This is a genomic window from Curtobacterium sp. SL109 (assembly GCF_026672405.1).
Taxonomy (GTDB): Bacteria; Actinomycetota; Actinomycetes; order Actinomycetales; family Microbacteriaceae; genus Curtobacterium.
This window is the reverse complement of the sequence record NZ_JAPPRB010000002.1, coordinates 808,599-832,376: the sequence shown is the minus strand read 5'-3', so window position 1 is coordinate 832,376 and position 23,778 is coordinate 808,599. Positions and strand designations below refer to the sequence as shown.

24 protein-coding genes are annotated in these 23,778 nt (G+C 72.1%); 12 read left to right on the top strand and 12 right to left on the bottom strand.

The features are described from left to right. Positions 1 to 13 precede the first annotated feature (13 nt). Positions 14 to 1,063 (top strand): LCP family protein, encoded by a 1,050-nt coding sequence (locus tag OVA28_RS05445; RefSeq protein ID WP_268096070.1) that lies wholly within the window; start codon positions 14 to 16, stop codon positions 1,061 to 1,063. Positions 1,064 to 1,179: 116 nt separating this feature from the next. Here the strand turns inward: OVA28_RS05445 and OVA28_RS05440 are convergent, their stop codons facing one another. The 7 genes from OVA28_RS05440 to OVA28_RS05410 form a co-directional block, all read right to left on the bottom strand. Then, on the bottom strand, positions 1,180 to 1,872 hold the full coding sequence (locus OVA28_RS05440) for a LysM peptidoglycan-binding domain-containing protein (protein WP_268096069.1): 693 nt from the start codon (positions 1,870 to 1,872) through the stop codon (positions 1,180 to 1,182). 367 nt (positions 1,873 to 2,239) lie between these two features. Then, positions 2,240 to 3,391 carry a 23S rRNA (uracil(747)-C(5))-methyltransferase RlmC gene (gene rlmC, locus OVA28_RS05435; protein WP_268096068.1) on the bottom strand — a complete coding sequence of 384 codons (1,152 nt, stop codon included), beginning with the start codon at positions 3,389 to 3,391 and terminating at the stop codon, positions 2,240 to 2,242. A gap of 34 nt (positions 3,392 to 3,425) precedes the next feature. Continuing rightward, positions 3,426 to 4,298, bottom strand: a complete 873-nt coding sequence (locus tag OVA28_RS05430) for an SMP-30/gluconolactonase/LRE family protein (RefSeq protein WP_268096067.1) — start codon at positions 4,296 to 4,298, stop codon at positions 3,426 to 3,428. A 110-nt stretch (positions 4,299 to 4,408) separates the two neighbouring features. Next, positions 4,409 to 5,389 carry a glycosyltransferase gene (locus OVA28_RS05425; RefSeq protein ID WP_268096066.1) on the bottom strand — a complete coding sequence of 327 codons (981 nt, stop codon included), beginning with the start codon at positions 5,387 to 5,389 and terminating at the stop codon, positions 4,409 to 4,411. A gap of 106 nt (positions 5,390 to 5,495) precedes the next feature. Beyond that, on the bottom strand, positions 5,496 to 6,317 hold the full coding sequence (locus OVA28_RS05420) for an aldo/keto reductase (RefSeq protein ID WP_194659805.1): 822 nt from the start codon (positions 6,315 to 6,317) through the stop codon (positions 5,496 to 5,498). Positions 6,318 to 6,338: 21 nt separating this feature from the next. Continuing rightward, entirely contained in the window at positions 6,339 to 7,457 is a 1,119-nt protein-coding gene (locus OVA28_RS05415; protein WP_268096064.1) for a PQQ-dependent sugar dehydrogenase, read from the bottom strand. A gap of 98 nt (positions 7,458 to 7,555) precedes the next feature. Beyond that, a complete protein-coding gene (locus OVA28_RS05410; protein ID WP_268096063.1) occupies positions 7,556 to 8,329 on the bottom strand; it encodes an SDR family oxidoreductase in 774 nt (257 codons plus the stop codon). A gap of 58 nt (positions 8,330 to 8,387) precedes the next feature. On the opposite strand from OVA28_RS05410, the gene OVA28_RS05405 reads away from it, so the two are divergent. The 7 genes from OVA28_RS05405 (at position 8,388) to mnhG (ending at position 15,558) form a co-directional block, all read left to right on the top strand. Next, positions 8,388 to 9,137 (top strand): SDR family NAD(P)-dependent oxidoreductase, encoded by a 750-nt coding sequence (locus tag OVA28_RS05405; RefSeq protein WP_268096062.1) that lies wholly within the window; start codon positions 8,388 to 8,390, stop codon positions 9,135 to 9,137. A gap of 129 nt (positions 9,138 to 9,266) precedes the next feature. Beyond that, a complete protein-coding gene (locus OVA28_RS05400) occupies positions 9,267 to 12,149 on the top strand; it encodes a Na+/H+ antiporter subunit A (RefSeq protein ID WP_268096061.1) in 2,883 nt (960 codons plus the stop codon). Next, the gene (locus OVA28_RS05395; protein WP_268096060.1) at positions 12,146 to 12,628 is read left to right on the top strand and encodes a Na(+)/H(+) antiporter subunit C; all 483 of its coding nucleotides are present in this window, start codon (positions 12,146 to 12,148) and stop codon (positions 12,626 to 12,628) included. Before OVA28_RS05400 ends, OVA28_RS05395 begins: the two co-directional genes overlap by 4 nt. Continuing rightward, complete coding sequence (locus OVA28_RS05390) at positions 12,625 to 14,292, top strand: Na+/H+ antiporter subunit D (protein ID WP_194659799.1); 1,668 nt, start codon at positions 12,625 to 12,627, stop codon at positions 14,290 to 14,292. The genes OVA28_RS05395 and OVA28_RS05390 overlap by 4 nt, the downstream gene beginning before the upstream one ends. Continuing rightward, positions 14,289 to 14,873 (top strand): Na+/H+ antiporter subunit E, encoded by a 585-nt coding sequence (locus OVA28_RS05385; RefSeq protein ID WP_194659798.1) that lies wholly within the window; start codon positions 14,289 to 14,291, stop codon positions 14,871 to 14,873. The genes OVA28_RS05390 and OVA28_RS05385 overlap by 4 nt, the downstream gene beginning before the upstream one ends. Next, positions 14,870 to 15,205 (top strand): sodium:proton antiporter, encoded by a 336-nt coding sequence (locus tag OVA28_RS05380; protein ID WP_194659797.1) that lies wholly within the window; start codon positions 14,870 to 14,872, stop codon positions 15,203 to 15,205. Before OVA28_RS05385 ends, OVA28_RS05380 begins: the two co-directional genes overlap by 4 nt. Beyond that, positions 15,202 to 15,558 carry a monovalent cation/H(+) antiporter subunit G gene (gene mnhG / locus OVA28_RS05375; RefSeq protein ID WP_268096059.1) on the top strand — a complete coding sequence of 119 codons (357 nt, stop codon included), beginning with the start codon at positions 15,202 to 15,204 and terminating at the stop codon, positions 15,556 to 15,558. The genes OVA28_RS05380 and mnhG overlap by 4 nt, the downstream gene beginning before the upstream one ends. A gap of 140 nt (positions 15,559 to 15,698) precedes the next feature. Here the strand turns inward: mnhG and OVA28_RS05370 are convergent, their stop codons facing one another. From OVA28_RS05370 to mgrA, 4 genes are all read right to left on the bottom strand, one after another. Next, positions 15,699 to 16,913 carry an MFS transporter gene (locus OVA28_RS05370; RefSeq protein WP_268096058.1) on the bottom strand — a complete coding sequence of 405 codons (1,215 nt, stop codon included), beginning with the start codon at positions 16,911 to 16,913 and terminating at the stop codon, positions 15,699 to 15,701. A gap of 121 nt (positions 16,914 to 17,034) precedes the next feature. Beyond that, on the bottom strand, positions 17,035 to 18,213 hold the full coding sequence (locus OVA28_RS05365) for a Fic family protein (protein WP_268096057.1): 1,179 nt from the start codon (positions 18,211 to 18,213) through the stop codon (positions 17,035 to 17,037). Positions 18,214 to 18,326: 113 nt separating this feature from the next. Continuing rightward, on the bottom strand, positions 18,327 to 18,506 hold the full coding sequence (locus tag OVA28_RS05360; RefSeq protein ID WP_442780821.1) for a hypothetical protein: 180 nt from the start codon (positions 18,504 to 18,506) through the stop codon (positions 18,327 to 18,329). Positions 18,507 to 18,705: 199 nt separating this feature from the next. Beyond that, on the bottom strand, positions 18,706 to 19,749 hold the full coding sequence (gene mgrA, locus OVA28_RS05355; RefSeq protein WP_194659793.1) for an L-glyceraldehyde 3-phosphate reductase: 1,044 nt from the start codon (positions 19,747 to 19,749) through the stop codon (positions 18,706 to 18,708). A gap of 68 nt (positions 19,750 to 19,817) precedes the next feature. On the opposite strand from mgrA, the gene OVA28_RS05350 reads away from it, so the two are divergent. From OVA28_RS05350 to soxR, 3 genes are all read left to right on the top strand, one after another. After that, the gene (locus tag OVA28_RS05350; RefSeq protein ID WP_268096055.1) at positions 19,818 to 20,270 is read left to right on the top strand and encodes an iron chaperone; all 453 of its coding nucleotides are present in this window, start codon (positions 19,818 to 19,820) and stop codon (positions 20,268 to 20,270) included. A 43-nt stretch (positions 20,271 to 20,313) separates the two neighbouring features. Further along, complete coding sequence (locus OVA28_RS05345) at positions 20,314 to 21,360, top strand: YdcF family protein (RefSeq protein WP_268096054.1); 1,047 nt, start codon at positions 20,314 to 20,316, stop codon at positions 21,358 to 21,360. A gap of 89 nt (positions 21,361 to 21,449) precedes the next feature. Further along, on the top strand, positions 21,450 to 21,977 hold the full coding sequence (gene soxR, locus OVA28_RS05340) for a redox-sensitive transcriptional activator SoxR (RefSeq protein WP_268096053.1): 528 nt from the start codon (positions 21,450 to 21,452) through the stop codon (positions 21,975 to 21,977). Here soxR and OVA28_RS05335 read toward each other — a convergent pair. After that, entirely contained in the window at positions 21,974 to 22,432 is a 459-nt protein-coding gene (locus tag OVA28_RS05335; RefSeq protein ID WP_268096052.1) for a MarR family winged helix-turn-helix transcriptional regulator, read from the bottom strand. The genes soxR and OVA28_RS05335 overlap by 4 nt on opposite strands. A gap of 68 nt (positions 22,433 to 22,500) precedes the next feature. On the opposite strand from OVA28_RS05335, the gene OVA28_RS05330 reads away from it, so the two are divergent. Next, positions 22,501 to 23,745 carry a multidrug effflux MFS transporter gene (locus OVA28_RS05330; RefSeq protein ID WP_194659790.1) on the top strand — a complete coding sequence of 415 codons (1,245 nt, stop codon included), beginning with the start codon at positions 22,501 to 22,503 and terminating at the stop codon, positions 23,743 to 23,745. The last annotated feature ends 33 nt before the right edge of the window (positions 23,746 to 23,778 follow it).

Genomic DNA, 23,778 nt, shown 5'->3' with positions numbered 1-23,778 from the left:
CCCAGGAGCCCGCATGTCCGGCCGCCGTTCCGCACGACCCCGCCGCTCTGCACGACCGCGTCGCTCTGCACGACCCCGCCGTCGCCGCCCGTTCCTCGTCGCGCTCGTCGCCACGGTGGGGTCCCTCGTCGGGATCGCTGGCGTCATCGCCGTCATCGCGAGCATCTTCATCGGCGGCCTCGCCCGGAGCTACGACCGCGAGACCGAGACCATCGCGGACGCGTTCCCCGGCGGCGCTCGTCCGGTCGCCACCGCCGGCGCGGAGAACATCCTGCTGATCGGGTCCGACTCCCGCGCCGGCTCCGACGTCGACGACGGCTTCCGCGGGGAACGTGCCGACACGCTGATTCTCGCCCACGTGCCGGCGGACCGGAAGGCCGTGTACCTGATGTCGATCATGCGCGACTCGTGGGTCGACGTCCCCGGTCACGGGACCGCGAAGATCAACGCCGCCTCCGCCTGGGGCGGCGTCCCGCTCACGGTGCAGACCGTCGAGCAGCTCCTCGACATCCGGGTCGACCACGTCGCCGAGATCGACTTCGCCGGGTTCACCGGCATGACCGACGCACTCGGGGGCGTCACCGTCGACTCCCCGCAGGCCTTCACGACCAGCGGCATCGAGAAGCACCGGATCGTCGCCGGCCCGAACCACCTCGACGGCGAGGAAGCTCTGGCGTTCGTCCGGACGCGGTACGCCTTCGCCGACGCCGACCACACCCGCGTGCGCAACCAGCAGGCGTTCATGCGCGGGATCGTCGACGGGCTCCTGTCGAAGGACACCGCGACGGACCCGGGCCGGATCCAGGACTTCGTCAGTGCGACGAGCAAGTACCTCGCCGTCGACCCCGGCCTGACGTTCCGCACCCTGGTCGATCTCGGCTGGTCACTGCGGGACGTCCGCGCGGACGACCTGCACACGTTCACGATGCCGACCGCTGGCGGCGGGACCTCGCCCGACGGCCAGTCCTACGTCGCGGTCAACGCCGGCGCCGTACAGACACTGAGCGCATCCCTGCGGTCCGACGACCTCGGGCGCTGGCTCGCGCAGAACCCGCACGACTGACCCGGCGCACGGACGACGCAAGACACCGGTGTCCGTGCGTCCTGCCGCGACTCTGCGCGGCGTGGAGCACGAACACCGGTGTCTCGCAGCCACTGCGGGCTGCCGATGGACCTGGATCAGGCCGGGAGCTGCAGCGTCTGCCCCGCGTAGATCAGGTTCGCGTCGTCGATCGTCGTCGTGTTGGCGGCCCAGAGCTGCATCCAGCCACCGTCGACACCGAGCTTCGTCGCGATGGTGTCGAGCGTGTCGCCGGACACCACCGTGTAGGTCGTGCCGCTGGTCTTCACCGCGGCGGGCTTCGACGGGCCTGCCGGAGCAGCCGCCGGTGCCGGGGCGGTCGCCCTCGGGGCGACCTGCTTCGCCGGTGCCGGAGCAGGGGCTGCCGGAGCGGCCGGTGCGGCAGCAGCCGGTGCGGGCGCCGGCGCGGGTGCGGCCTGCTGCGGGATCGCCGCCGGGGCAGCACCGGTGGTGCCGCTCAGCCCGAGCTTCGCGGAGCAGGCGGGCCATGCGCCCCAGCCCTGCGACGCGAGGACGTGCTCGGCGACGGCGATCTGGGTCTCGCGGCTGGCGTTCGCCGGGCTGCCGACGCCGCCGTTCGCGGCCCAGGTGCCCTGCGTGAACTGCAGGCCGCCGGAGTAGCCGTTGCCGGTGTTGATGGCCCAGTTGCCACCGGACTCGCACTGGGCGAGGGCGTCCCACGTGGAACCGGCGGCGGCGTTCGCGGGGGCCGAGAGCCCGACGCCCGCCGCAGCGATCCCAGCGAAGGCGAGTCCACCGAGGACGGCACGGGTACGGGTTTGCTTCTTCATCTGTTGCTCCACCGGGGCCGCTCGTCGGATCACGACGCCCACTGCCCACCCCGACCGATCGCGGTCTGTTGAGGTGTCACCGGGGGCAGTGGTACGCGCCGGTGTCACGGTCGGCAACCATAGGAAGATCCCGGCCGTTATCAAACTGAGACCAAGCGTTCCACCCCAGGATGATGCGTACCCCGCCGATTTCCGGTAAGCGCTGATCCCCATGGGCGCGCCGATCGCGTGTACCCGGGTACGCGATCATGCGAATTGGCTGGCAATGCGACCCGGTGGCCCTCAGGCGCACTGGAGGCGCGGGACGGCGCCGGAACGAGCCTCCAGGCCGTACCGGGGTCGCGACCAGGGCGCGGTCAGCGAGCGGTCAGACGCGCGTCAGGAGGGTCACGGCTTCGAGGTGGCCCGTCTGCGGGAACATGTCGAGGACGCGCGCGCGGCGCAGCCGCAGCGACGGCATCCGCGCCAGGTCCTTCGCGAGCGTCACCGGGTTGCAACTGGAGTAGACGACGTGCTGGACGTCGGAGGCCTCGAGCCAGTCGGCCAGGGCCGGCCCGATGCCCCGTCGCGGTGGGTTGACGACCACGAGCTCCGGGGTCTGCTCGGGACGGGACCGCAGGGCGTGCTCGGTCGCGTCGTCGGCCGCGAACCGCAGGTCGACGAGGCCGGCCTCGCGCGCGGACTGCTTGGCGGAGCGGATGGCCTCGGCGCTCGTCTCGATCCCCGTGACCGCGCGACCGGGACGGGCGGCGTGCAGGGCGAACCCGCCGACACCGCAGTAGAGGTCCCACATCGACGTGGGGTCCACCTCGTCGATCCACGCCGACGCCTGGGCGTAGAGGGCAGCGGCGACGGTGGTGTTCGTCTGGAAGAAGCTCTGCGGACGGAGGTGCATCGTCACGGAGCCGAGGCGCATCGGCAGGGTCTCCTGCTCGGTGAGGACGACCTCGCGCTCGCCCTCGGTGACGGCCTTGTGCTCGGGCAGCAGGTTCGCGGTCACGACGACGGCGGTCGGCAGCGCCAGGAGCAGGTCCCCGAGCCGGGAGCGCAGGCGGGCGAGCTGCCCCTCGGAGCGGAGCACGAAGCGCACCATGAGCTCGCCGTCGGGCGACTCCGTCACGAGCACGTACTTCAGCTCGCCGCGGCGGGCCACGACGTCGTACGGGATGAGCCCGGCAGAGGTGACGAAGTCGGCGAGGACGGGGAGCGCCCGCTGGATCCCGGGCGTGCAGATGCCGCAGTGCCGGATGTCGACCCCGCGCTGCCGGTGGTCGAGGATGCCGATCGTGGGGTGCTCGGCCGATCCGCCCACGACCATCTTCGCGCGGTTGCGGTAGGCGGACTCGGGGCTGGTGATCGCCGGCGACCAGGTGACGGAGCCCGGGCCGCCCGCTGCCTCGACGGCGTCGTGCAGGAGCTCGCGGGTACGGAGTTCCTTGTCGAGGACCTGGTCGGCGTACGGCTGCCCCATGAGCGTGCACGAGTGGCACACCCCGCGGTCGAAGTAGTCGCACTGCATGGCCGAGTCAGGATACGGCAGCGGGGGCCCGTCGTCAGCGGGCGGCGGTGTCCCGGGTGGTCGTGGCGACGCGGTACACCGAGGTCGTCGCGGTCAGGAAGAGCGTCGTGCCGTCGTCGCCGCCGAAGCAGAGGTTCGAGACCGTCTCCGGCACCGGGACCTTCCCGAGGCGGGAACCGTCCGGCGCGAACACGACGACGCCCCGGCCGGAGGAGGACCAGACGTTGCCGTCGACGTCCACGCGGATGCCGTCGGGCACGCCCTCGCCGGGCTCCAGGGTGGCGAACACCCGGCCGTTCTTCACCCGGGCGCCGTCGACGTCGTAGACCCGGATGACCGGGCGCTCCCCGTCCGAGCTCGCCAGGTACAGCACCCGCTCGGACGGGTCGAACGCCAGGCCGTTCGGCTCGTCGGCGTCGAGCACCACGGGGCGCAGGTCCGATCCGTCAGGCGCGCAGCGGAACACCCAGTGGTCGCCGTACTCGCGCTCCCCGAGGTGGCCCTCCCGCGGCTGCGTGATGCCGTAGGCGGGGTCGGTGAACCAGATCGCGCCGTCGGTGGTGACGACGACGTCGTTCGGCGAGTTCAGCCGGACGCCGTTCCACCCGTCGACGACCGTCGTCACGACGCCGTCCCGGTCGCGCTCGACCCGGCGGTTGCCGTGGGAGCACTGCACGACGCTGCCGTCGAGGTCGAGCGTGCGGCCGTTCGTGAACTCGACGCCCTCGGCGTACGCGTCGACCTCGCCCGTGTCGGCGTGCCACTGCAGGATGCGGTCGCCCGGGATGTCGGACCAGCGGAGCGTCCGCGACGTCGGGATCCAGCACGGCCCCTCGGCCCAGGTGCTGCCGGTCGCGATGCGCTCGAGCGCGGCGGGGTCGGGGACGAGGTCGGTGATCGACGCCATGGGTTCTCCTTCGAACACCACGAGCGTAGACGCCGGTCCGCTCTGGGCACGGTCAGGCGGCGCTGCGGCTCCGGGGCACGGTCAGGCGGCGCTGCGACTCCGGGGCACGGTCAGGCCGCGCTGCGGCTCCGGTCGTGCCGGATGGCCGTGAGCGGCGCCGGGGCAGCGGACCGCTCGGGGCTGCGGCGGACGGCAGCCCCGGCGAGCGCACCGCGGAGCAGGGCGGCGACCGTGGCGGCACGCCCGTGCACCGGGACGTGGTCGTGGGCGTGGGTGCGCGCGGGGGCGTGGGTGCGCGCGGGGGCGTGGGTGCGCGCGCGCGCGTTGTCGTGGCTTCCGAGGGCGGCCCGGACGACCTGTACCGCGATCGCCGCGGCGGTCCCCGGGCGGCTCCGGCCGGCGACCCGGACGGACAGCGGCACGCCCCGGTGCTTGCGGGCGAACCACACCGAGTCGTGCGCCCGGTCAGCGAGGGCGACGAGGTCGTGGATCGGTGCCGATGCCGCTGCCCCTCGCGCCGGACGGCCGACGACGACGCCCGGGTCCTGCAGGACGACGTACCCGGACTGGCGGACGCGGAGGCAGAGGTCGAACTCGAGGTGGTCGGTCGCGAGCTCCTCGTCCCACCCGCCGATCTCCCGCCAGACGTCCGTGCGGAGCGCCGATCCGGAGGTCGCACAGGCGTCGACACCGCGCGGTCCACCGTGACGGCCGGCCGTGACGGGACCGACCGCGCCGACCGGCCCGAGGACACCGGCGGCGACGGCGACGCGGGGGTCCTCGAACCGGCGGACGAGCTCCGCCACCATGTCGGCGGGTGCGACGTGGTCGGGGTCGAGGCGGACCACGACCTCGGCACCGTGCTCGACGAGCAGACGCACGCCGTGGTTCGCCGCCGCGCCCGCCCCCGTCCCGCGCGGGACGGCCACCACCAGGGCGATGCCACGGAGGGCCCGCGCTGCCGCCAGCATGTCCGAGCCGGCGTCGACCACCACGACGACCGTGTCGACCTGGGGTGCGATGGACCGGACGGTCTCGAGGAGCCGTTCCGGGTCGGGGCGGCGGACGATGATGCAGGCGGCGGTGTTCACGGCGCTCCTCGGGTCAGGAAGTATGTGGAATACATACTGTCCGGCAACGGCCGTCAGTGCAATGACATCTGAAATGTCATGCGGTTCCCCGCAACGCTGACGCAGGTCAGTCGGTCGTGTCCTGCAGGGCGTCGAGCGCTGCGACGTCCTCGGACGCCAGCACGAAGTCGACGTCGGCGTTCTCGGCGATGCGCGACGGAGTGGTCGACTTCGGCAGCGGGAGCACGTCCTTCTCGAGCAGGTACCGGATCGCGACCTGGGCGACGGTCTTGTCGTACTTGGCGGCGATGTCCGCGATGGCCGTGTTCGACAGCAAGCCGCCGGTCGCGAGCGGCGAGTAGCCCTCGACGAGGATGTCCTGCTCCGCGCAGAACGCCGTGGTCTCGTCCTGGGTGTTGCCGATGAACCAGCGGATCTGGTTGGCGTGCGGCACGACGTCCGTCTGTCCGAGCAGGTGCTCGAGGTCCGGGACGGCGAAGTTGGAGACACCGATGGACTTGGTCTTGCCGGCGTCGTAGAGCTCCTCGAAGACCTTCCACACCTCGACGTTGCCCTCGCGGTGGTCGCTGCCCATGTCGCTCCAGGGCCACGGCGCGTGGATCAGGTACAGGTCGACGACGCCGAGGTCGAGGTTGCCCGCCGACTCCGCGAAGGCCTCACGCGCGCCGGACGCGGTCTTGATCTCCGCCGGCAGCTTCGTGGTGATGAAGACCTCGTCACGCGGGACGCCGCTGTCGCGGACGGCCTCGCCGACGCTGGCCTCGTTGCCGTAGGCGAGCGCGGTGTCGATGTGACGGTACCCGGCGTCGAGTGCGACTCGGGTGGCGTCGTAGGCCTCAGACCCCGAGGGGATCTGCCAGGTGCCGAAGCCGATCTGGGGGATGTGGAGTCCGTTGGACAGGGCGAAGGTGTCGGTGAGAGCGGGCATGCCCCGGACAGTACGCCCGGGTCAGTCGGACAGGCCCACGGAGAGCACCCGGTCGTCGCCGTCGCCCGGGGACCCGCGGCCGTCGGTGTTGTTCGTGACGAACCAGAGCGTGTCGTCGGGACCCTCGAGCACGGTGCGGATGCGGCCGTAGTCGTCGGCGAACCACTCGCGCGAGGTGGACGGGTCGGACACGGGCACCGAGCGGAGCACCCGGCCCTGCAGGTTGGCGATGAAGACGGAGTCGTCGACGACGGCGAGGCCGCTCGGGCTGGCCTCGTCCGTCGACCACTGCTGCACCGGGTCGACGAACCCCTGGTCGGTGCCGCCCGTGCCCTCGACCTCGGGCCAGCCGTAGTCGCTGCCGGGCTCGATGACGTTGAGCTCGTCGAAGGCGTTCTCCCCGAACTCCGACGCGAACATCGTGCCGTCGTCCGCCCACCCGAGCCCCTGCACGTTGCGGTGCCCGGTGGACCACACCGGGGAGCCGTCGAACGGGTTGTCGGACGGCACGTCGCCGGTCGGGGTCACGCGCAGGATCTTGCCGGCGAGCGAGTCGCGGTCCTGGGCCTCGGACCGGTCGCCGGCGTCGCCGACGGTCACGTAGAGCATGTCGTCCGGGCCGAAGGCGATCCGGCCGCCGTTGTGGAAGCTGTTCGCGGGCAGGTCATCGACGACCGTCGTCGGGTCGCCGAGCCCGTAGGACCCGGCGTCGCCGGTCAGCGGGTAGCGCTCGACCCGGTTGCCGTCCTCGCCGGTCGAGTAGACGTAGAGCTCGTCGTCGTGCACCGCGAGGCCGAGCAGTCCGCCCTCACCGCCGTGCCGGATGCCCTCGATCGTGCCCACGGTGCGCGGGGTGCCGTCCTCGGCGAGCTCGAGCACGTCACCGGAGTCGCGGAGGCTCACGAGCGGGGTGTCGTCGACGAGCACGACGGACCACGGTGCCTCGAGGTCGGTCGCGACGTCCGTCACGGCTCCCGTGGGGACGACCTCGCCGCTCGCCAGGTCGCTGGGCGCCGGCGGAGCGGTCGCACTGCCCCGCGAGGAGCGGTCGTCCTCCGCGTCGGGCCCGGCGGAACAGCCGCCGAGCGTCAGGACGAGCAGGGCGAGCGATGCGAGGGGTGCTGCTGTCCGGGTGCGCATGTCGCGGACGGTACGCGGGCGGTCAGGGGACGGACGGGAGGCTCGGCACCTGTCCGGCAGACACCCGGCCGGCCGTCAGGTGGCCGGGTCCCCGACGGTCACCGCTGGGCGACGGGGCTGATCACGAGCTCGTCCACGCGCACGTGCGCGGGGGCATCGAGCACGAAGCCGATGGTGCGGCCGATGTCCTCGGGCGTGAGCATCACGGCGCGGGCGGCGGCGTCCGGGACCTGCGGGCGCTGGTCGAGGAAGTCCGTGGCGACGTCGCCCGGGCAGAGGTGCGTGGCGCGGACGCCGTGCGGTGCCTCCTGCTGGTTCAGACCACGGACGACGGAGCCGAGCGCGGTCTTCGACGCCGAGTAGGCGACACCCGCCCCGGGCTGGAACGACCACCCGGCGTACGAGGACACGACGACCACGACGCCGCCCGCCGCGCTCGTGCGGAGGGCCGGCAGTGCGGCGTCGACCACCGAGAGCACCGCGGTGAGGTTCGTGTCGAGGACCGCGCGGACGTCGGCCATCGACTGGTCGTCCCAGCGTCGGGCCGGGGTGTTCAGGCCCGCGGCGAGGACGAGCCCGTCGAGGCGGCCGTGCCGCTCGGCGATCGCGGCGGCGGCAGCCGTGACGGCGTCCGGGTCGCCGGCGTCGAGCGGCAGGACGTCGGCCGCACCGCCCGCTGCCCGGACCTCGGCGGCGACCTGCTCCAGACGGTCAGCGCGGCGCCCGCTGAGCACGACCGTCCAGCCGGTCGCCGCCGCGGCGCGGGCAGCCGCCGCCCCCATGCCGCTGCCGCCGCCGGTGACCCAGAGGACGCGTCCGGTGGTCGTGCTCGTCGTCCCGGTGTCCGTGCTCGCCGCGCCCGCGCTCGTCATCCTGCAATGGTATGGCTGGTGGTGTCGACGACGACCGTCGGCTGAGAAGGAGCACCCCATGCACCTCGACCTCCGCGACCGCGTGGTCGTCATCACCGGGGCGGCGCGCGGCATCGGCCGGACGCTCGCCGACCGCTTCGTCGCCGAGGACGCCCGCGTCGTCGCGCTCGACCTGGCGTTCGACCCGGACTTCCCGCTCGAGCACGTGGTCTGCAACGTCGCCGACCCCGCGTCCGTCGAGCAGGCGATCGCGTCCGTCGTCGAGACCCACGGGACGATCGACGTGCTCGTGAACAACGCCGGCGTGAACGTCGACGGACTCGTGGCCGACCTGCGGTGGGACGCCTGGCAGCGGTGCATGGACGTCAACCTCGGCGGCACGTTCCTGATGAGCCAGGCGGTCGCGCCGGTGATGCAGGCGGCGGGACGCGGGCGGATCATCAACGCGGCGTCGTTCGCGGCCATCGTGCCGAGCGTCGGGAGCGCCGCCTACGCCGCGTCGAAGTCGGCCGTCGTGGCGTTCACCCGGGTGCTCGCGTCGGAGCTCGGGCCGTGGGGGATCACCGTGAACGCGTACGCGCCGGGCATGGTGCCGACGGCGATGAACGGCTTCGCGACGATGCCCGCCGAGGCGCAGGACCGGCTCCTCGACACGCTGTCGCTGCGGCGGTGGGAGACGGCCGACGACGTGGCCGACCTGCTCGTGTTCCTGGCGAGCGACGCGTCGTCGTACATCACGGGGACGCTGCTCGACGTGTCGGGCGGCAAGCTCGCGACGCAGATCCCGGCGCGGGCGTACGGGCGGTAGCCAGCACTCGCAGCCCGGCGCACGGCCTGTGCTTCCTGTCCGGCCGCACAGGTTCTGCTCACCCGGCTCTCGGTAGCCTGTGAGCCACCCAGAGCCGGACTGTCACGCCCGACCCCGAGGAGGCGCCCCATGGTCACCGTCCTCGTCGCGTTCGCCGTCGTCGCCCTGCTGGTGCCGGCCCTCACGCCGCTCCTCGGCCGCCGCGTCTTCTACCTCGCGGCCCTGCCACCCGCCGCCGCCGCCGTGCTCACCGTCACGCAGACGGACCGGGCCCTGCACGGCGGAGTCACCGAGCGCGCCACCTGGGTACCGGAGCTCGACCTCGCCCTCGCCCTGCGTGTCGACGCCCTGTCCTGGGTGCTCGCACTGGTCGTCTCGGTCGTCGGAGCCCTCGTGCTCGTCTACTGCGCGTCGTACTTCGGGCCGAAGGAGCCCGGGCTCGGACGGTTCGCGGGCGTCCTGACGGCGTTCGCCGGGTCGATGTACGGCCTGGTGATCGCCGACGACGTCATCGTGCTGTTCATCCTGTGGGAAGCCACCACCGTCTTCTCGTACCTGCTCATCGGCCACGACTCGGTCAAGCGGGCGAGCCGGGCGGCCGCGATGCAGGCCCTCGTCGTCACCACGGCCGGCGGCCTGGCGATGCTCGCGGGGCTGGTCATGCTGTCGGTGCGCACCGGCACCACGCAGCTCTCCGCGATCGTCGAGCAGGCCCCGTCGGGCACCCTCGTCACGGTCGCCGTGGTGCTGGTCCTCCTCGGGGCACTGACCAAGTCCGCGATCGTCCCGTTCCACTTCTGGCTGCCCGCCGCGATGGCCGCGCCGACCCCGGTCAGCGCCTACCTGCACGCCGCCGCGATGGTGAAGGCCGGGATCTACCTCGTCGCGCGCCTCGCCCCGGCGTTCGCGATGCTCGGGGGCTGGCGGGAGACCATCACGGTGCTCGGCGTGCTCGGGATGCTGGTCGGCGGGTACCGGGCGCTCCGCCAGACCGACCTCAAGCTGCTGCTCGCCTACGGCACCGTCGCGCAGCTCGGGTTCCTCGTGCTCGCCGCCGGCTGGGGCACCCCCGCGATCGCCCTCGGCGGGGTGGCGCTGCTCGTCGCGCACGCCACGTTCAAGTCCACGCTGTTCCTGGTCGTCGGCACCGTCGACCACGTCACGGGCACCCGCGAGCTCAACCGGCTGAGCGGGCTCGGCCGGCGGATGCCGTGGCTCGCGACGGTCGCGGTGCTCGCCCTCGTGTCCATGGCCGGCATCCCCCCGACGATCGGGTTCGTCGCGAAGGAGGCGGTGCTCACGGGCGTCGTCGAGGCCCTGCACGGTCCCGGTGCCGCCTGGGCGTGGGTGGCGCTCGTCGGCGTCACGATCGGCTCGGTCCTGACCGTCGCGTACTCGCTCCGCTTCCTCTGGGGCACCTTCGGCCGCAAGCCCGGGGTCGAGCAGACGGAGCCGCACGCACTGCACGGACTCGGTGTCGTGCCGTCGGTGCTCGGTCTCGCCGGGCTCGCGCTCGGGCTGCTCACGCCGGTCGTCGCCCACGGGCTCGAACCGGCAGCGGAGGCCGCGTCGCACTCCGGCGAACCCGTGCCGCACCTGGCGCTGTGGCACGGTCTCGAGCCCGCGCTCGGCATCTCCGCCCTGACGCTCCTCGGCGGCGTCGCGCTCTTCCTCGCCCGCACGCGCGTCGAGGCCCTGCAGCACCGGCTGGCCGGGTCCCCGAGCGCCGCGGGCACGTACCGACGGGTCATGCGCGGGCTCGACCATGGCGCAACGGGCCTGACCGCGTTCCTGCAGCGCGGTTCGCTCCCCTACTACCTGACGGTCATCCTCTCCGTCTTCGTCGCCGGCGCCCTCGCCAACCTGGTGCTCGGCGGTCCGTGGGAGTTCCACGTCCGGTTCGCCGACTCGTGGGGCCAGGTGCCGGTCATGATCGTGATGTCGATCGCCGCGATCTCGGTGCTGACGGCGAAGACCCGGTTCGCCGCGGCGGTCCTGGTCGGGGTGACCGGGTACGGCATGTCCGTGCTCTTCGTCCTGCACGGCGCCGTGGACCTCGCGCTGACCCAGCTCGTCGTCGAGACGGTGACGCTCATCGCCTTCGTGCTCGTCCTCCGCCGGCTCCCCCCGCGCATCGCGACCGCGAACCCCTCGCGCTTCCGGGTGCTGCGCGCCCTGTTCGCCGGACTGGCCGGGCTGACCCTGGCGATCGTCGTCGTCGTCGCGGCCTCGGCCCGCACCGCGCCGCCGATCTGGCCGGACCTGCCCGCGCTGACGAGCTCGTTCGGCCACGGCCTGAACGTCGTGAACGTCGCCCTCGTCGACCTGCGCGGCTGGGACACCCTCGGCGAGCTGACGGTCGTCGTCGCAGCGGCCACCGGTGTCGCGAGCCTGATCTTCGTCAACTCGCGCGAGGACACCCTGCCCCGTCTGCGCGACCGGCCCGAGTCCGCCGACGAGCGTCGCGACGGGGAGCCGCGCGCCTGGCTGCCGACGAGCGCCGCGCTGCCGACCGGGCGGAGCGCGCTGCTCGACGTCGTCGTCCGCCTGCTGTTCCACGGCCTGGTCGTGCTGTCCGTGTACCTGCTGTTCGCCGGACACAACGCCGCGGGCGGTGGCTTCGCGGGCGGACTCGTCGCGGGCATCGCGCTCGCGGCCCGGTACCTCGCCGGGGGCCCCGCCGAACTCGGTGCCGCCGCGCCCGTCCGGGCCGGCCGACTCCTGGGGCTCGGGGTGGCGACGGCCGCGATCACGGCGATCGTCCCGATGTTCTTCGGCAAGGAAGCCCTGTACTCGGAGTTCTTCGAGGCCACGGTCCCCGTCCTCGGGCACGTCGAGTTCGTCACGGCGACGTTCTTCGACATCGGTGTCTACCTGGTGGTCGTCGGCCTGGTGCTCGACGTGCTGCGCAGCCTCGGCGCCGAGGTCGACCGGCAGCGCCTCGAGGACTCGCGCACCTCCACCCGCGACACCATCGAAGTGGACCGCGACCCCGAGGAGGTCTCCGCATGACCGTCACACTCGTCCTCGTCATCGCGATGGCCGTGCTCTTCGCCTGCGGCGTGTACCTGCTGCTCGAACGCTCGCTCACGCGGATGCTGCTCGGGTTCCTGCTCCTCGGGAACGCGCTCAACCTGCTGCTGCTCGTGATGTCCGGCGCCGCCGGTGACCCGCCGATCGGGAAGTCCTCCGAGGGCATCACCGACCCGCTCCCCCAGGCCTTCGCCCTCACCGCGATCGTGATCACCTTCGCCGTCAGCGCCTTCCTGCTCGCCCTGATCCACCGCTCGTGGACGCTGTCCCGTGCGGACGAGGTCGAGGTCGACGAAGCCGACGTCGCCATCCGGAGCGCTCGCGGCGAGTCGACGGACGAGGACGACACCGAGGTCGACACCGAGGTCGACACCGACACGGACACCGGTGGGACACCCGACGACGGCCACGAGCGCCACCACGAAGCACCGACCGACGAGCGTGAGGGATCCCGATGACCTTCCTCGTCCCGCTCCTCGTCCTCGTCCCGCTGCTCGGCGCGGCGGTGGCCCTCGGACTCCTCCGGCACCAGCGCATCCAGCGCGCGATCACGGTCGCCGTGCTCGTCGTCGCCCTGGCCGTGGCCGCCACGCTCATGGTGCTCGTCGACCAGCACGGCACGATCGTGGTGCAGGTCGGCGGATGGGACGCCCCGTACGGCATCTCGCTCGTCGTGGACCGCCTGAGCGCCCTGCTGCTGACCGTGTCCGCGAGCGTGCTGCTCGTCGTCCTGCTGTTCTCCATCGGGCAGGGCCTGGCCGCGGACGACAGCGAGGCCCCGGTCACGATCTTCTACCCGACGTACCTCGTGCTCGCCGCCGGCGTGCTCGACTCCTTCATCGCCGGCGACCTCTTCAACCTCTACGTCGCGTTCGAGATGCTCCTGGTGGCCAGCTACGTGCTGATCACCCTCGGCGGCAGCGAGCAGCGCGTCCGGGCCGGCACGACGTACATCGTGACGAGCCTCATCGCCTCGGCGATCTTCCTCTCCGCCATCGGACTGGTCTACGGCGCCACCGGCACGGTCAACATCGCCCAGATCAGCGAGCGCGTCGCGGGGCTGCCCGACCACGTGCAGCTGCTCCTGCACACGATGCTGCTCATCGGCTTCGGCATCAAGGCCGCCGTGTTCCCGCTGGCGTTCTGGCTGCCCGACTCGTACCCGACCGCCCCGGCCCCGGTCACCGCGGTCTTCGCCGGTCTGCTGACGAAGGTCGGCATCTACGCGATCATCCGGCTCGAGACGGTCATCTTCCCGCGGCCACAACTCAACGAGGTGCTGCTCGTCGTCGCCGCCCTGACGATGGTGGTCGGCGTGCTCGGCGCGGTGTCGCAGACGGACGTCAAACGTCTGCTGTCCTTCACGCTCATCAGCCACATCGGGTTCATGGTGATGGGCGTCGGCCTGGGATCCGTCGCGGGCACGGCCGCCGCGGTGTTCTACACGGTGCACCACATCGTCGTGCAGACCACCCTGTTCCTGGTCTCGGGCCTGATGGAGCGCATCGGCGGCACGACGTCCACGCGGTCGCTGGGCGGCCTGCTCAAGGCCGCTCCCCTGCTGGCGGCGCTCTACCTCATCCCGGCGTTCAACCTCGGGGGCATCCCCCCGTTCTCCGGCTTCATCGGCAAGCTCGGCCTGTTCCGCGCCGCGGCCATCGACGGCAGCCCCCTGGCGTACGTGACGATCGGCGCCGGCGTCGTCACCTCGCTCCTGACGCTCTACGCGCTGATGCGCGTCTGGGACGCCGCCTTCTGGCGGCCGAAGCCCGCCGCCGAGCCCGCGGCCCCGCACGCGGCCGTCGCGGAGCCGCACGAGACGCTCCGTGCGCCGGAACCCGCGCCGGTCACGATCTCGGAGACCGACGGCTCAGTGCTGACGGGAGGCTCGGTGACCGTCACTGACGCTGCCAGCGCTGGGCGGGCCTCCCGTCCGTCGCCCGGAACCGGCGAGAAGGCGCGCCTGCCCCGCATGATGGTCGGCGTGACCACCGTCGCGGTGCTCGGCTCCGTGGCGCTGACCGTCGTCGCCGGCCCCCTCTACGGCTACGCGACCCGCGCTGCCCAGTCGCTCGAGTCCCCGGTGCAGTACGTGCAGGCCGTCCTCGGGGAGCGCCCATGAGGGACGACACCCGCCGCATCGCGAACGCCCGACGCATCGTCGTCGCGTGGCGCTACGACGTGCCGCTCGCCGCCGGGCTGACCGTCCTGTGGGCGCTGCTCTGGGGGTCGTGGAGCCCGCTGACGCTGCTCTGCGGCATCGTGGTGGCGCTGCTCGTGACGCAGCTGCTGCCCCTGCCGCCGGTGCCGCTGTCCACGCGGTTCTCGCCGCTGCGGTTCCTGTGGTTCCTCGTCGTCTGGTCCGGGCTGGTGTTCCGTGCGTCGTTCCGCGTCGCCTGGGTGGCCGTCCGACCGCGGGGCGTCCGCCGCAGCTCGATCGTGCTCGTGCAGCTGCACACGACGTCGGAGATGACCTTCACGCTGGCGACCCTCGCCGTGTCGCTCGTGCCCGGGTCGTACGTCGCCGACGTCGACCTGAAGCGCCGTCGGCTGCTGCTGCACGTGCTCGACACCGAACGCGTCGAGCAGGTCGAGGCCGCCAGGCGCGAGGCCCTCGGGATCGACGCCCTCGTGATCCGGGCGGTCGGCTCGAAGCAGGACGTGTCCGAACTGTCCGACCCGCCGCCGGAGGTGACCCGATGAGCGCAGCAGTCGTCGTCATGGGGATCGGCATCGCACTGGTCCTCGCCCTGCTCGGGGCGACGCTCGCGATGGCGGTCTTCCGGATCGTCCGCGGTCCGACGATCCTCGACCGGATGATCGGCTCCGACATGGTGCTCACCACCGTGCTCGTCGTGATCGCCGCGGCGATGGTGGTCCGGCAGGACCTCGCCGGCATCCCGGTGCTCGTGGTCATCGCGGCGACGAGCGTCTTCGCCACGATCGCCGTCGCCCGCGCCGTGACCCCGTCCTCCGACCCGTCCGACGAGGGCACCGACGCCACCACCCCCGAACGACGAGCGGAGGGATCGTGATCGAGGTCATCGAGTCCTTCGTCGACGGTGCCGGCGTCCGCGCGTGGATCGCCCTCGGGCTGCTGATCGTCGGGTCGCTGCTGTCGCTCGGCGCGGGCGTGGGGATCGTCCGCTTCCCCGACCCGCTCGTCCGCCTGCACGCCATGTCCAAGCCGCAGGTGCTCGGGCTGGCCTTCGCCCTCGCCGCGATCGTGGTGGCGGTGTGGACGTGGACGGCGTTCTTCGTGGTGCTGCCGATCATGGTGTTCCAGCTGTTCCTGGTGCCGGTGTCGACGCACATGATCGCCCGCGCGGGGCTGCGCTCGAACGACTACCGCCACGAGGACCTGCTGGTCGACGACACGGAGTCGTGACGCGGAGCTCTTTCGCGCCGCGGGCGTTCCGCGCGTGGTGGGTCGTTCCGCGCGTCGGGGGTCGAATCGCGCGTCGGAGGTCGTTCCTTCCGATCACCCACGCGCGTTCCCGCTTCCCATCGCGGGCGTCAGGGGAACGTTCAGCCGCGGCGGGACAGCACGAGGTTGACCACCGCGGCGAGCACGACGATCCCGGCCGAGATCGCGGGGAACAGCATCGCCGTCTGCGTGCCCGAGGACTCGGCCACCTCACCCACCACGGCCGAGGTGAGCGACTGCCCGACGATGACCGCGGACCCGAGGATCGTCATCGTCGTCGCGGACCGGCCGACCGGGGAGCGGTCCGAGCCGAGGCTGTACTGCGCGACGAGGGTCGGGCCGATGCCGATGCCCATGACCGCCAGGACGATCCCGACCATGAGGACCGAGTCCGCCGACGCGAAGGCGATCGCCCCGCCGAGCAGCACGACGGCGAAGACCAGCCAGCGCCAGCCGATGCCGAACGCCCGCGGGAACGCCGCAGACCCGAGCGCGAGGCCCGCCGAGCCGATGCCCATCAGGCCGTAGAGCAGTCCCGCCTGCGAGGACTCGCCGTGGGTCTCCATGAACGCCGTCAGGGACGTGAGCGTCGAGCCGAAGAAGAACCCGATCCCGAGTATGCCGACGACGACCACGACCAGGCGTGGTCGGAGCAGCTGCCGAGCGGGTGCCTGCGCGACCTCCGCCTGCTGACCCACGGCCAGACGGCCCGTCGGGTGCAGGGCGAAGGCCGTGACGAAGACGAACGTCAGCGCCGACGCGCCGGCCACGGCGACCCACGGCGCGATGGCGCTCGCCAGCAGCCCGACCAGGAACGGCCCGATGATGAACACCGTCTCGTCGGCCGCGGACTCGTACGCCATCGTCCCGCTGAGGACCTTCTCCTGCCGGACCGGCGCCATGCGCTGCCGGATGATGGCGACCAGCCGGGTACGGGACATCGGGGCGACCTGCGGCGCACTGGCTCCGACGAAGAACGACAGCGCCAGGACGGCGAGGTCCGGGGCGGTGCTCTGCACGACGAGCACGAAGACCCCGAGCAGCGCGGCGTTCGCCAGGCCGACGGGGACCAGGACCGTCCGCTGCCCGAACCGGTCTGCTGCTGCGCCGACCATCGGGCCGACGATCGCCGAGCCGATGCCGACGAACGCGGAGTTGATGCCCCCGAGCGCGACCGAGTCACGGGAGGCGACGACGAGCGTCAGGACGCCGACCACCATCATCGCGAAGGGCAGCCTGGCGATGAACGCGATCGGGAAGTAGGAGCGCCCGGCGTGGGCGATCAGGGAAGCGTCTGCGGAGCGCGCCTGGAGCATGTCGTGGTGTGCCTTCTCGGCCCGCCGTGGAGCTGCGGACCCATCGGGTGCCGCCGCTGTCCGCCGAGGTGCGGCGACCGGTAGATACACACTTGCGGTCCCGAGGGTACCAGCGGGGTCGTCAGCCCCGACGTCCGGCCCGGCGCGCGAAGGCGTCGAGCGCCTGCAGGACGTCATCGCTCCGCCAGACCTTGGCACGGAGCTTGTGCTCCGACTTCCCCACGAGCACCCCGGCCGCCGCGAGCGCGTCGAGTGCACGGTAGACGTTGACCGACGGCCCGAGCTGCGCCGAGAGCGACGCCCCGGTGAGGACGGGCTGACGAGCAACCACCTCGAGGACGCGCCACACCGCCGAGTCCGCACGCGCCTTGACGGTCGCACGCCACGCGGCCTGGACCGCGTGGATGTCGTCCACCAACTCGTGGGCGTTGTTCACCGCGCGGAAGGCCGCTTCGGCCGTGGCGACCACGATCGGTTCGACCTCGCCCGTGCGGTACTCGTCGAGTGCTGCGTGGTACCCGGCGGTGTCCGTGAGCAGGCCGGCAGACACCGGGATGGTGACGTTCCTGGTCAGCCCGGTCCCCCGGAACATCGCCTGCATCAGCGCGCGGCCCGTGCGACCGTTGCCGTCCGTGAACGGGTGGATCGTCTCGAACTGTGCGTGGGCAACGGCGATCTGCACGAGCCGCGGCAGGTCAGTCCGCCGCGAGAACACCATGACGTCGTCGACCAGGGCCGGGACGCGCTCGGACGCGGGCGCGACGAAGTCGGCTCCGGCTGGACTGTCAGCGCTCCGACCGATCCAGACGGGTTCGGTCCGCCAGACACCGGCGTCGTGATGGGTGTCGCCGTCGAGCAGCGCCGCGTGCATCGCGAGGACGGAGGCGGGGGTGAGGTCGTCAGCGAGCTCGAGCGCGCTCTGCATCGCCCGGGTGTTCGCGACGATCTGCGCGGCGTTCTGCCGTGAGTCGTCACCGAGTTCTGCTGTGTAGATCGCCCGTGCGCTGGCGGTGAGGTTCTCGATCTGCGAGGACGCTGCTGCCTCGGAGCGGAGCAGGAGCGCTGCGAACGGTGCGATCTCACCGCCGAGCTGCGCGTCGAATCGGACCAGCGCCTCGACCGCATCGTCCACGAGCGCCGCGACCGACGAACTCACACGAGGGTCGAGATCCGCGATGAGCGGTGGCACGGCCGCACGGTACGGATGCCCGAGGGCAGTGCGGCGGCTCGCCGCGACACCGAACCCCGCGTACTTCGACTCGAACCAGAGCTCTTCGGACGAGATCGCGGGCCAGTCCACGGTGCTCCGATCTGTCGCTGCGGCGGGAGGTTCTCGACACTTACTGCGCTAAGTGTAGCTGGGGCGGTGATCGTGTGACAGATCGCCTCCGTGGTGCGCAGGGTTCTGGGGTGTCACCGGGTCTCGCCCGTGGCCCAGAAGTACGTCAGGGGAGCGCCGTTCACCAGGTGGTCGCCGACGACCCGCTGCTGGAACACGACCGGGTTGTGCGACGACAGGGTCCTGGCGTTCCGCCAGTGCCGGTCGAGGGCGCGGTCCCGGTCCGTCGCGCTGGCTCCACCGACCTCGAACAGGGTCGTGTGGCGCGGAGGGCGACCTCGACCACAGTCGACTGCAGCGCGATGGTCCGGAGCTCCGCGGCGTCGATCTTCTCGTCGGCGTCACGCGCGGAACGACGTGCGATCGCGGACGCGATGGGCCAGAACGTGCGCCGGGACGGACTGGAGGCCCGGTACCAGCTGGCACCGGGCCTCCAGTCCGTCAGGCGGTGCGTCAGGAGACGGCGCCGGAGCGCGCACCCGCCCACAGGTCGACGTCGGTGATGCCCACGGAGTGCTCGTCGATGGTGCGGAGCTCCTCGTCGGTGAAGGACAGGTTCGACAGGGCGGCGACGTTGTCCTCGAGCTGGGAGACCCGCGACGCCCCGATGACGAGCGAGGTGACGCGCTCGTCGCGGAGCGCCCAGGCGAGGGCGAGCTGCGCCAGGGACTGGCCGCGCGCCTCGGCGACGGCGTTGAGCGCGTTGAGGTGCTGGACGACCTCGGGCGTGATCGACGACGGGTCGAGCGTCTTGCCGGCGGCCGCACGGGAGTCCGCGGGCACGCCGTCGAGGTAGCGTCCGGTCAGCAGGCCCTGGGCCAGCGCGGTGAAGCCGATGACACCGAAGCCGAGCTCGCTGGCAGCGTCGAGGAGCCCCTCGGTCTCGATCCAGCGGTTCAGCATCGAGTACGAGGGCTGGTGGATCAGGAGCGGGGTGCCGAGGTCACGGAGGATCTCGACGGCCTCGCGGCTGCGGGCCGCGTCGTAGGAGGAGATGCCGACGTACAGCGCCTTGCCCTGCTGCACGGCGGTGTGCAGCGCGCCCATGGTCTCCTCGAGCGGCGTCGACGAGTCGAGGCGGTGGGAGTAGAAGACGTCGACGTAGTCGAGTCCCATCCGGGTCAGGGACTGGTCGAGCGAGGCGAGGACGTACTTGCGCGACCCGCCGCCCTGGCCGTACGGGCCGGGCCACATGTCCCAGCCGGCCTTCGTCGAGACGACCATCTCGTCCCGGTACGGGCGGAAGTCCTCGCGCATGAGCCGGCCGAAGTTGACCTCCGCGGCGCCGTAGGGCGGCCCGTAGTTGTTCGCGAGGTCGTGGTGCGTGATGCCGAGGTCGAACGCGCGACGGCTGATCGCCCGCTGGTCCTCGAAGGGCATGTCGTCCCCGAAGTTGTGCCAGTAGCCCAGGGAGAGCAGCGGCAGGTCGAGGCCGGAGTGGCCTGTCCGGCGGTACGTCATCGAGTCGTAGCGGTCGTCGCTGGCGATGTAGGTCATGCTCCGAGCCTGGCACGTGGCACCCGGGCGGTCTCAGGAGGACACTGGGCGCAACCGAGAGGAACGCCATGGCACGGACGACGGATGAGGCCCCGTTCACCGACGAGGAACGCGCGGCGATGCAGGAGCGCGCGGCCGAGGTGAAGGCCTCCAGGAGACGCGGCGGGTCCAAGGCCGAGAAGGCTGCAGCGGACCTCGAGGCCCTCCTGGCGAAGATCGCCGAGATGCCCGAGCCCGACCGGGGGCTGGCCGAACGCATCCACCGCATCGCGCTCGAGGTCGCACCCGACCTCCTGCCGAAGCTCTGGTACGGCATGCCCGCCTACACGAAGGACGGCACGGTGGTGTTCTTCTTCCAGGACGCCGCCAAGTTCAAGGCCCGCTACTCGACGCTCGGGTTCCAGGACCCTGCGCGGCTCGACGACGGCACCTTCTGGCCGACGTCGTGGGCAGTCACCCCGGAGTTCTCGACCGACGACGAGGCAACGGTGGCCGAGCTCATCCGTCGGGCGGTCGGGTGAGCCGGTAGCGTGCTGGGATGACCGCGCTCCGAACGGCCACCCCGTGATCGCTGCTGCCGCGGGACTCGTCCCCGCGCTGGTCTTCCTGCTGCTCTACGTCCTGTGCCGTCGCCATGACCGGCGGATGCTGCGGAACGGGGTGTTCCTCACCGCCGCGGTCCTGTTCGGTGCGGCTGCGGTCGTGTCGATCCTGACCGCCGTCGTCCCGGGGTTCGGGATCGTCGTCGGGCTGGTGGTGCTGCTCGTCCCGCTCGCCGTCGTCGCCCTCGGTGTCGCCCTGATCGTGAACGGCGTGCAGATGCTCCGGCGCGAGGGCCGCAGTCTCGGCAACCTGCTCTCGCTCGTCGCCGGCGTGCTCGTGTTCGTGCTGCCGACCGTCGCCGTCGTGGTGTTCGCGATCGCGACCGACGGCGAGCAGGACGTGCCCGACACCCTGGCCGTGTCGGCCGTCGTGCTGCTCGTGTTCCTCTGCGTGTACGTGGCACTCGCCTTCGTCGCGTTCGCGGTGTACTCGGTCGTGTACGGGCGGATGCGGTTCCGCGAGGCGCCGGACGCGATCGTGGTGCTCGGCTCCGGGCTCGTCCGCGGCGAGGTCCCGCCCCTGCTCCGGAGCCGACTCGACCGGGCACTCGCGCTGTACCGCAGCGAGGTCGCAGCGGGACGGCGTCCGGTGCTGGTCCCGTCCGGCGGCCAGGGCGCCGACGAACCGCGGGCCGAGGGCACCGCGATGGCCGAGTACCTGCTCGCGAACGGCGCCGAGGCCGCGGACGTCCTGCCCGAGACGGCGTCGCGGTCCACGCGTGAGAACCTCCGCTTCTCGCGAGCGGTGCAGACCGAGGCGGGGCGGGACGGCCACGTCGTCGTCGTGACGAACAACTACCACGTGCTCCGGGCCGCGGTGCTGGCGCGCCAGCTCGACCTGCCGGCCCAGGTGATCGGGTCGCCGACGGCTCCGTACTACGTGCCGAGCGCGTTCCTGCGGGAGTTCATCGCCGTCATCGTCGAGCACCGGTGGTTGAACCTGGTGGCGTTCCTGCCGTTCGTGGCCTTCACGGGGTTCCTGCTCTGGGAGTCGTTCCAGCAGCGGTGACGCCGGTGGCGGCCGCGGTCGCCGGTGGCGGCCGCGGTCGCCGGTCGCGGCCGCTGCCGCCGCTGCCGCCGCTCGCTAGGATCTCCACCATGGTCGAGAACTCCGGGCCGCGTCCGACCGACCTGCTGACGATCGGCGAGGTCGTCGCGCGGACGGGCGTGGCTGCGTCGGCGCTGCACTTCTACGAGCGCAAGGGCCTGATCCGCCCCGAACGGACCGACGGTGGCACGCGGCTGTACCCGCGGCACATGGAGCGGCGGATCGCCATCATCCAGGTCGCCAAGCGGCTCGGCATCCCCCTGAGCGAGGTCGCCGACCAGTTCGCGGCCCTGCCCCAGGACCGGATGCCGTCGCTGCGGGACTGGAACCGACTGAACGAGCGATGGCGGGCGCGACTCCGTGCCCGCCAGCTCGAGCTCGCCCGGTTGCAGGAGGAGATGACGAGGTGCATCGGGTGCGGGTGCGTCTCGCTCAACGCCTGCCTGGTCGTCAACCCCGGGGACGCGCTCAGCTCCGAGGGGCACGGTGCTCGCCGGCTGCTGCCGATCGAGGACGACGAGGGCGCAGCGGGGGCGGCGGGCGCAGCAGGCGCAGCGGGCGCAGCAGGGGCAGCCTAGGAGCCGGCCGGTCGGAGCCCGTCGTCGAACCGCGTCAGCAGGGCGACGGCGTCCGTCACGCGGTCGAGGTCGTCATCCGCGATGTCACCCAGCGCCGCCCGGAGCTTCCCTGCCCAATGCGCGCGGAGTACGCGGATGTTCGCCGCCGCCTGCTCGGTGGCGAACAGCTGCACGAGCCGGGCATCGCGGGGGTCGACACGTCGGTCGACCATGCCCTTCGCGACGAGCGACCGGAGTGCGGCGCTGAGGTTGCTCCGCTGCAGTGCCGTCGCCTCGGCCGTGGCGCTCGGTGACGTCCCCGGGTGCATGTCCACCCATCGCAGGACGAGGACCTCGGTGCCGGTCAGCGGGACGACGTCGAGGGCCGAGCTGCCGTTCGGGTCGATCTCGCGCGAGACCCGGAGCACGAGGTCCGCGAGGTCGGCGAGCGCCTCGTCGGTCACCGTTGCGTCCATCCCTGCACTGTAGCGCCGATCGCAAGCGGTTATGCATTCATAACTCTATGCGTTATGGTTTCATCATCATGACGACGGACACCGGCACCATCCGCGCGGACATCGCGACGCCCACGACCCGGCAACAGGGCATCACCACCGCCCTGCTGCTCGTGCTCGGCCTGCTCAGCGCCGTGGCACCCTTCGCCACCGACCTGTACCTGCCGGCCTTCCCCGAGATGACGACCGAGCTGCAGACCTCGGCGACCACCGTGCAGCTCACCCTGACCGCGTTCCTGGTCGGCGTCACCGTCGGACAGCTCGTCTTCGGGCCGCTGTCGGACCGGTTCGGCCGAGTTCCCCCGCTCGTCGCCGGGGCGGCGCTGTGCGTGCTCGCGAGCGCGGCAGCGGTGCTCGCGCCGACCGTCGGTGTGCTCGTGGCGGCTCGGCTGCTGCAGGGACTGGGCGGTGCGGCCGGCATGGTCATCAGCCGCGCGGTCATCTCCGACCTGGCCACCGGCAAGCCCGCCGCCCGGGCCTTCTCGCTCATGATGATCGTCGGTGGCGTCGCCCCGGTCGTCGCACCGCTGCTCGGCGGGCTGCTGACCGGCCCGATCGGCTGGCGCGGGCTGCTCACGATCGTCCTCGGGCTGTCGGTCGTCATGCTCGTCGCGGTGCTGGCCGTGATCCGCGAGACCCACCTGCGCTCCCGCCGTGACGAGCTCCGCGCCGAACGCCAGGCAACGGGGTCCCCGTTGCGGGCCCTGCGCTCGCGCACGTTCCTCGGCTACACCGCGGTGTTCGGCTTCGCGTTCGCGGTGATGATGGCGTACATCTCGGCGTCGCCGTTCCTGTACCAGGAGATGATCGGCTTCGGCACCGTCGAGTACGGGATCGCGTTCGGCATCAACGCCCTGGCGCTGATGGGCGTCAGCATCCTGTCCGCCAAGCTCACGGAACGCCACTCCGTGCGGGGCGTGCTGTCGCTCGGCATCGTGCTCGTGCTCGCGTCGACGGTGGCCTTCGCCGTGCTCGTCGCCACCAGTGCCCCGGTCATCGCCCTGGCCGTGCCGCTGTTCACCGCGGTCGGCAGCCTCGGCCTGGTGCTCGGCAACGCGACGGCACTGGCACTGGGAGCCGTGCCGTCCGCCGCCGGCAGCGCGTCGGCGGTGCTCGGCGCGCTGCAGTTCGGCCTCGCCGCGCTGGTGTCCCCGCTGGTGAGCATCGGCGGGTCCACGACGGCCGCTCCCCTGGCGATCGTGATGCTCGCCGCGGCGGTCGTCGCGGTGATCGCGCTGCTGGCTGCACGTGGCAGGACCGTCCGCGCGGCCTGAGCTCCCGCGAGACACCGGTGTTCGTCAGTCGCG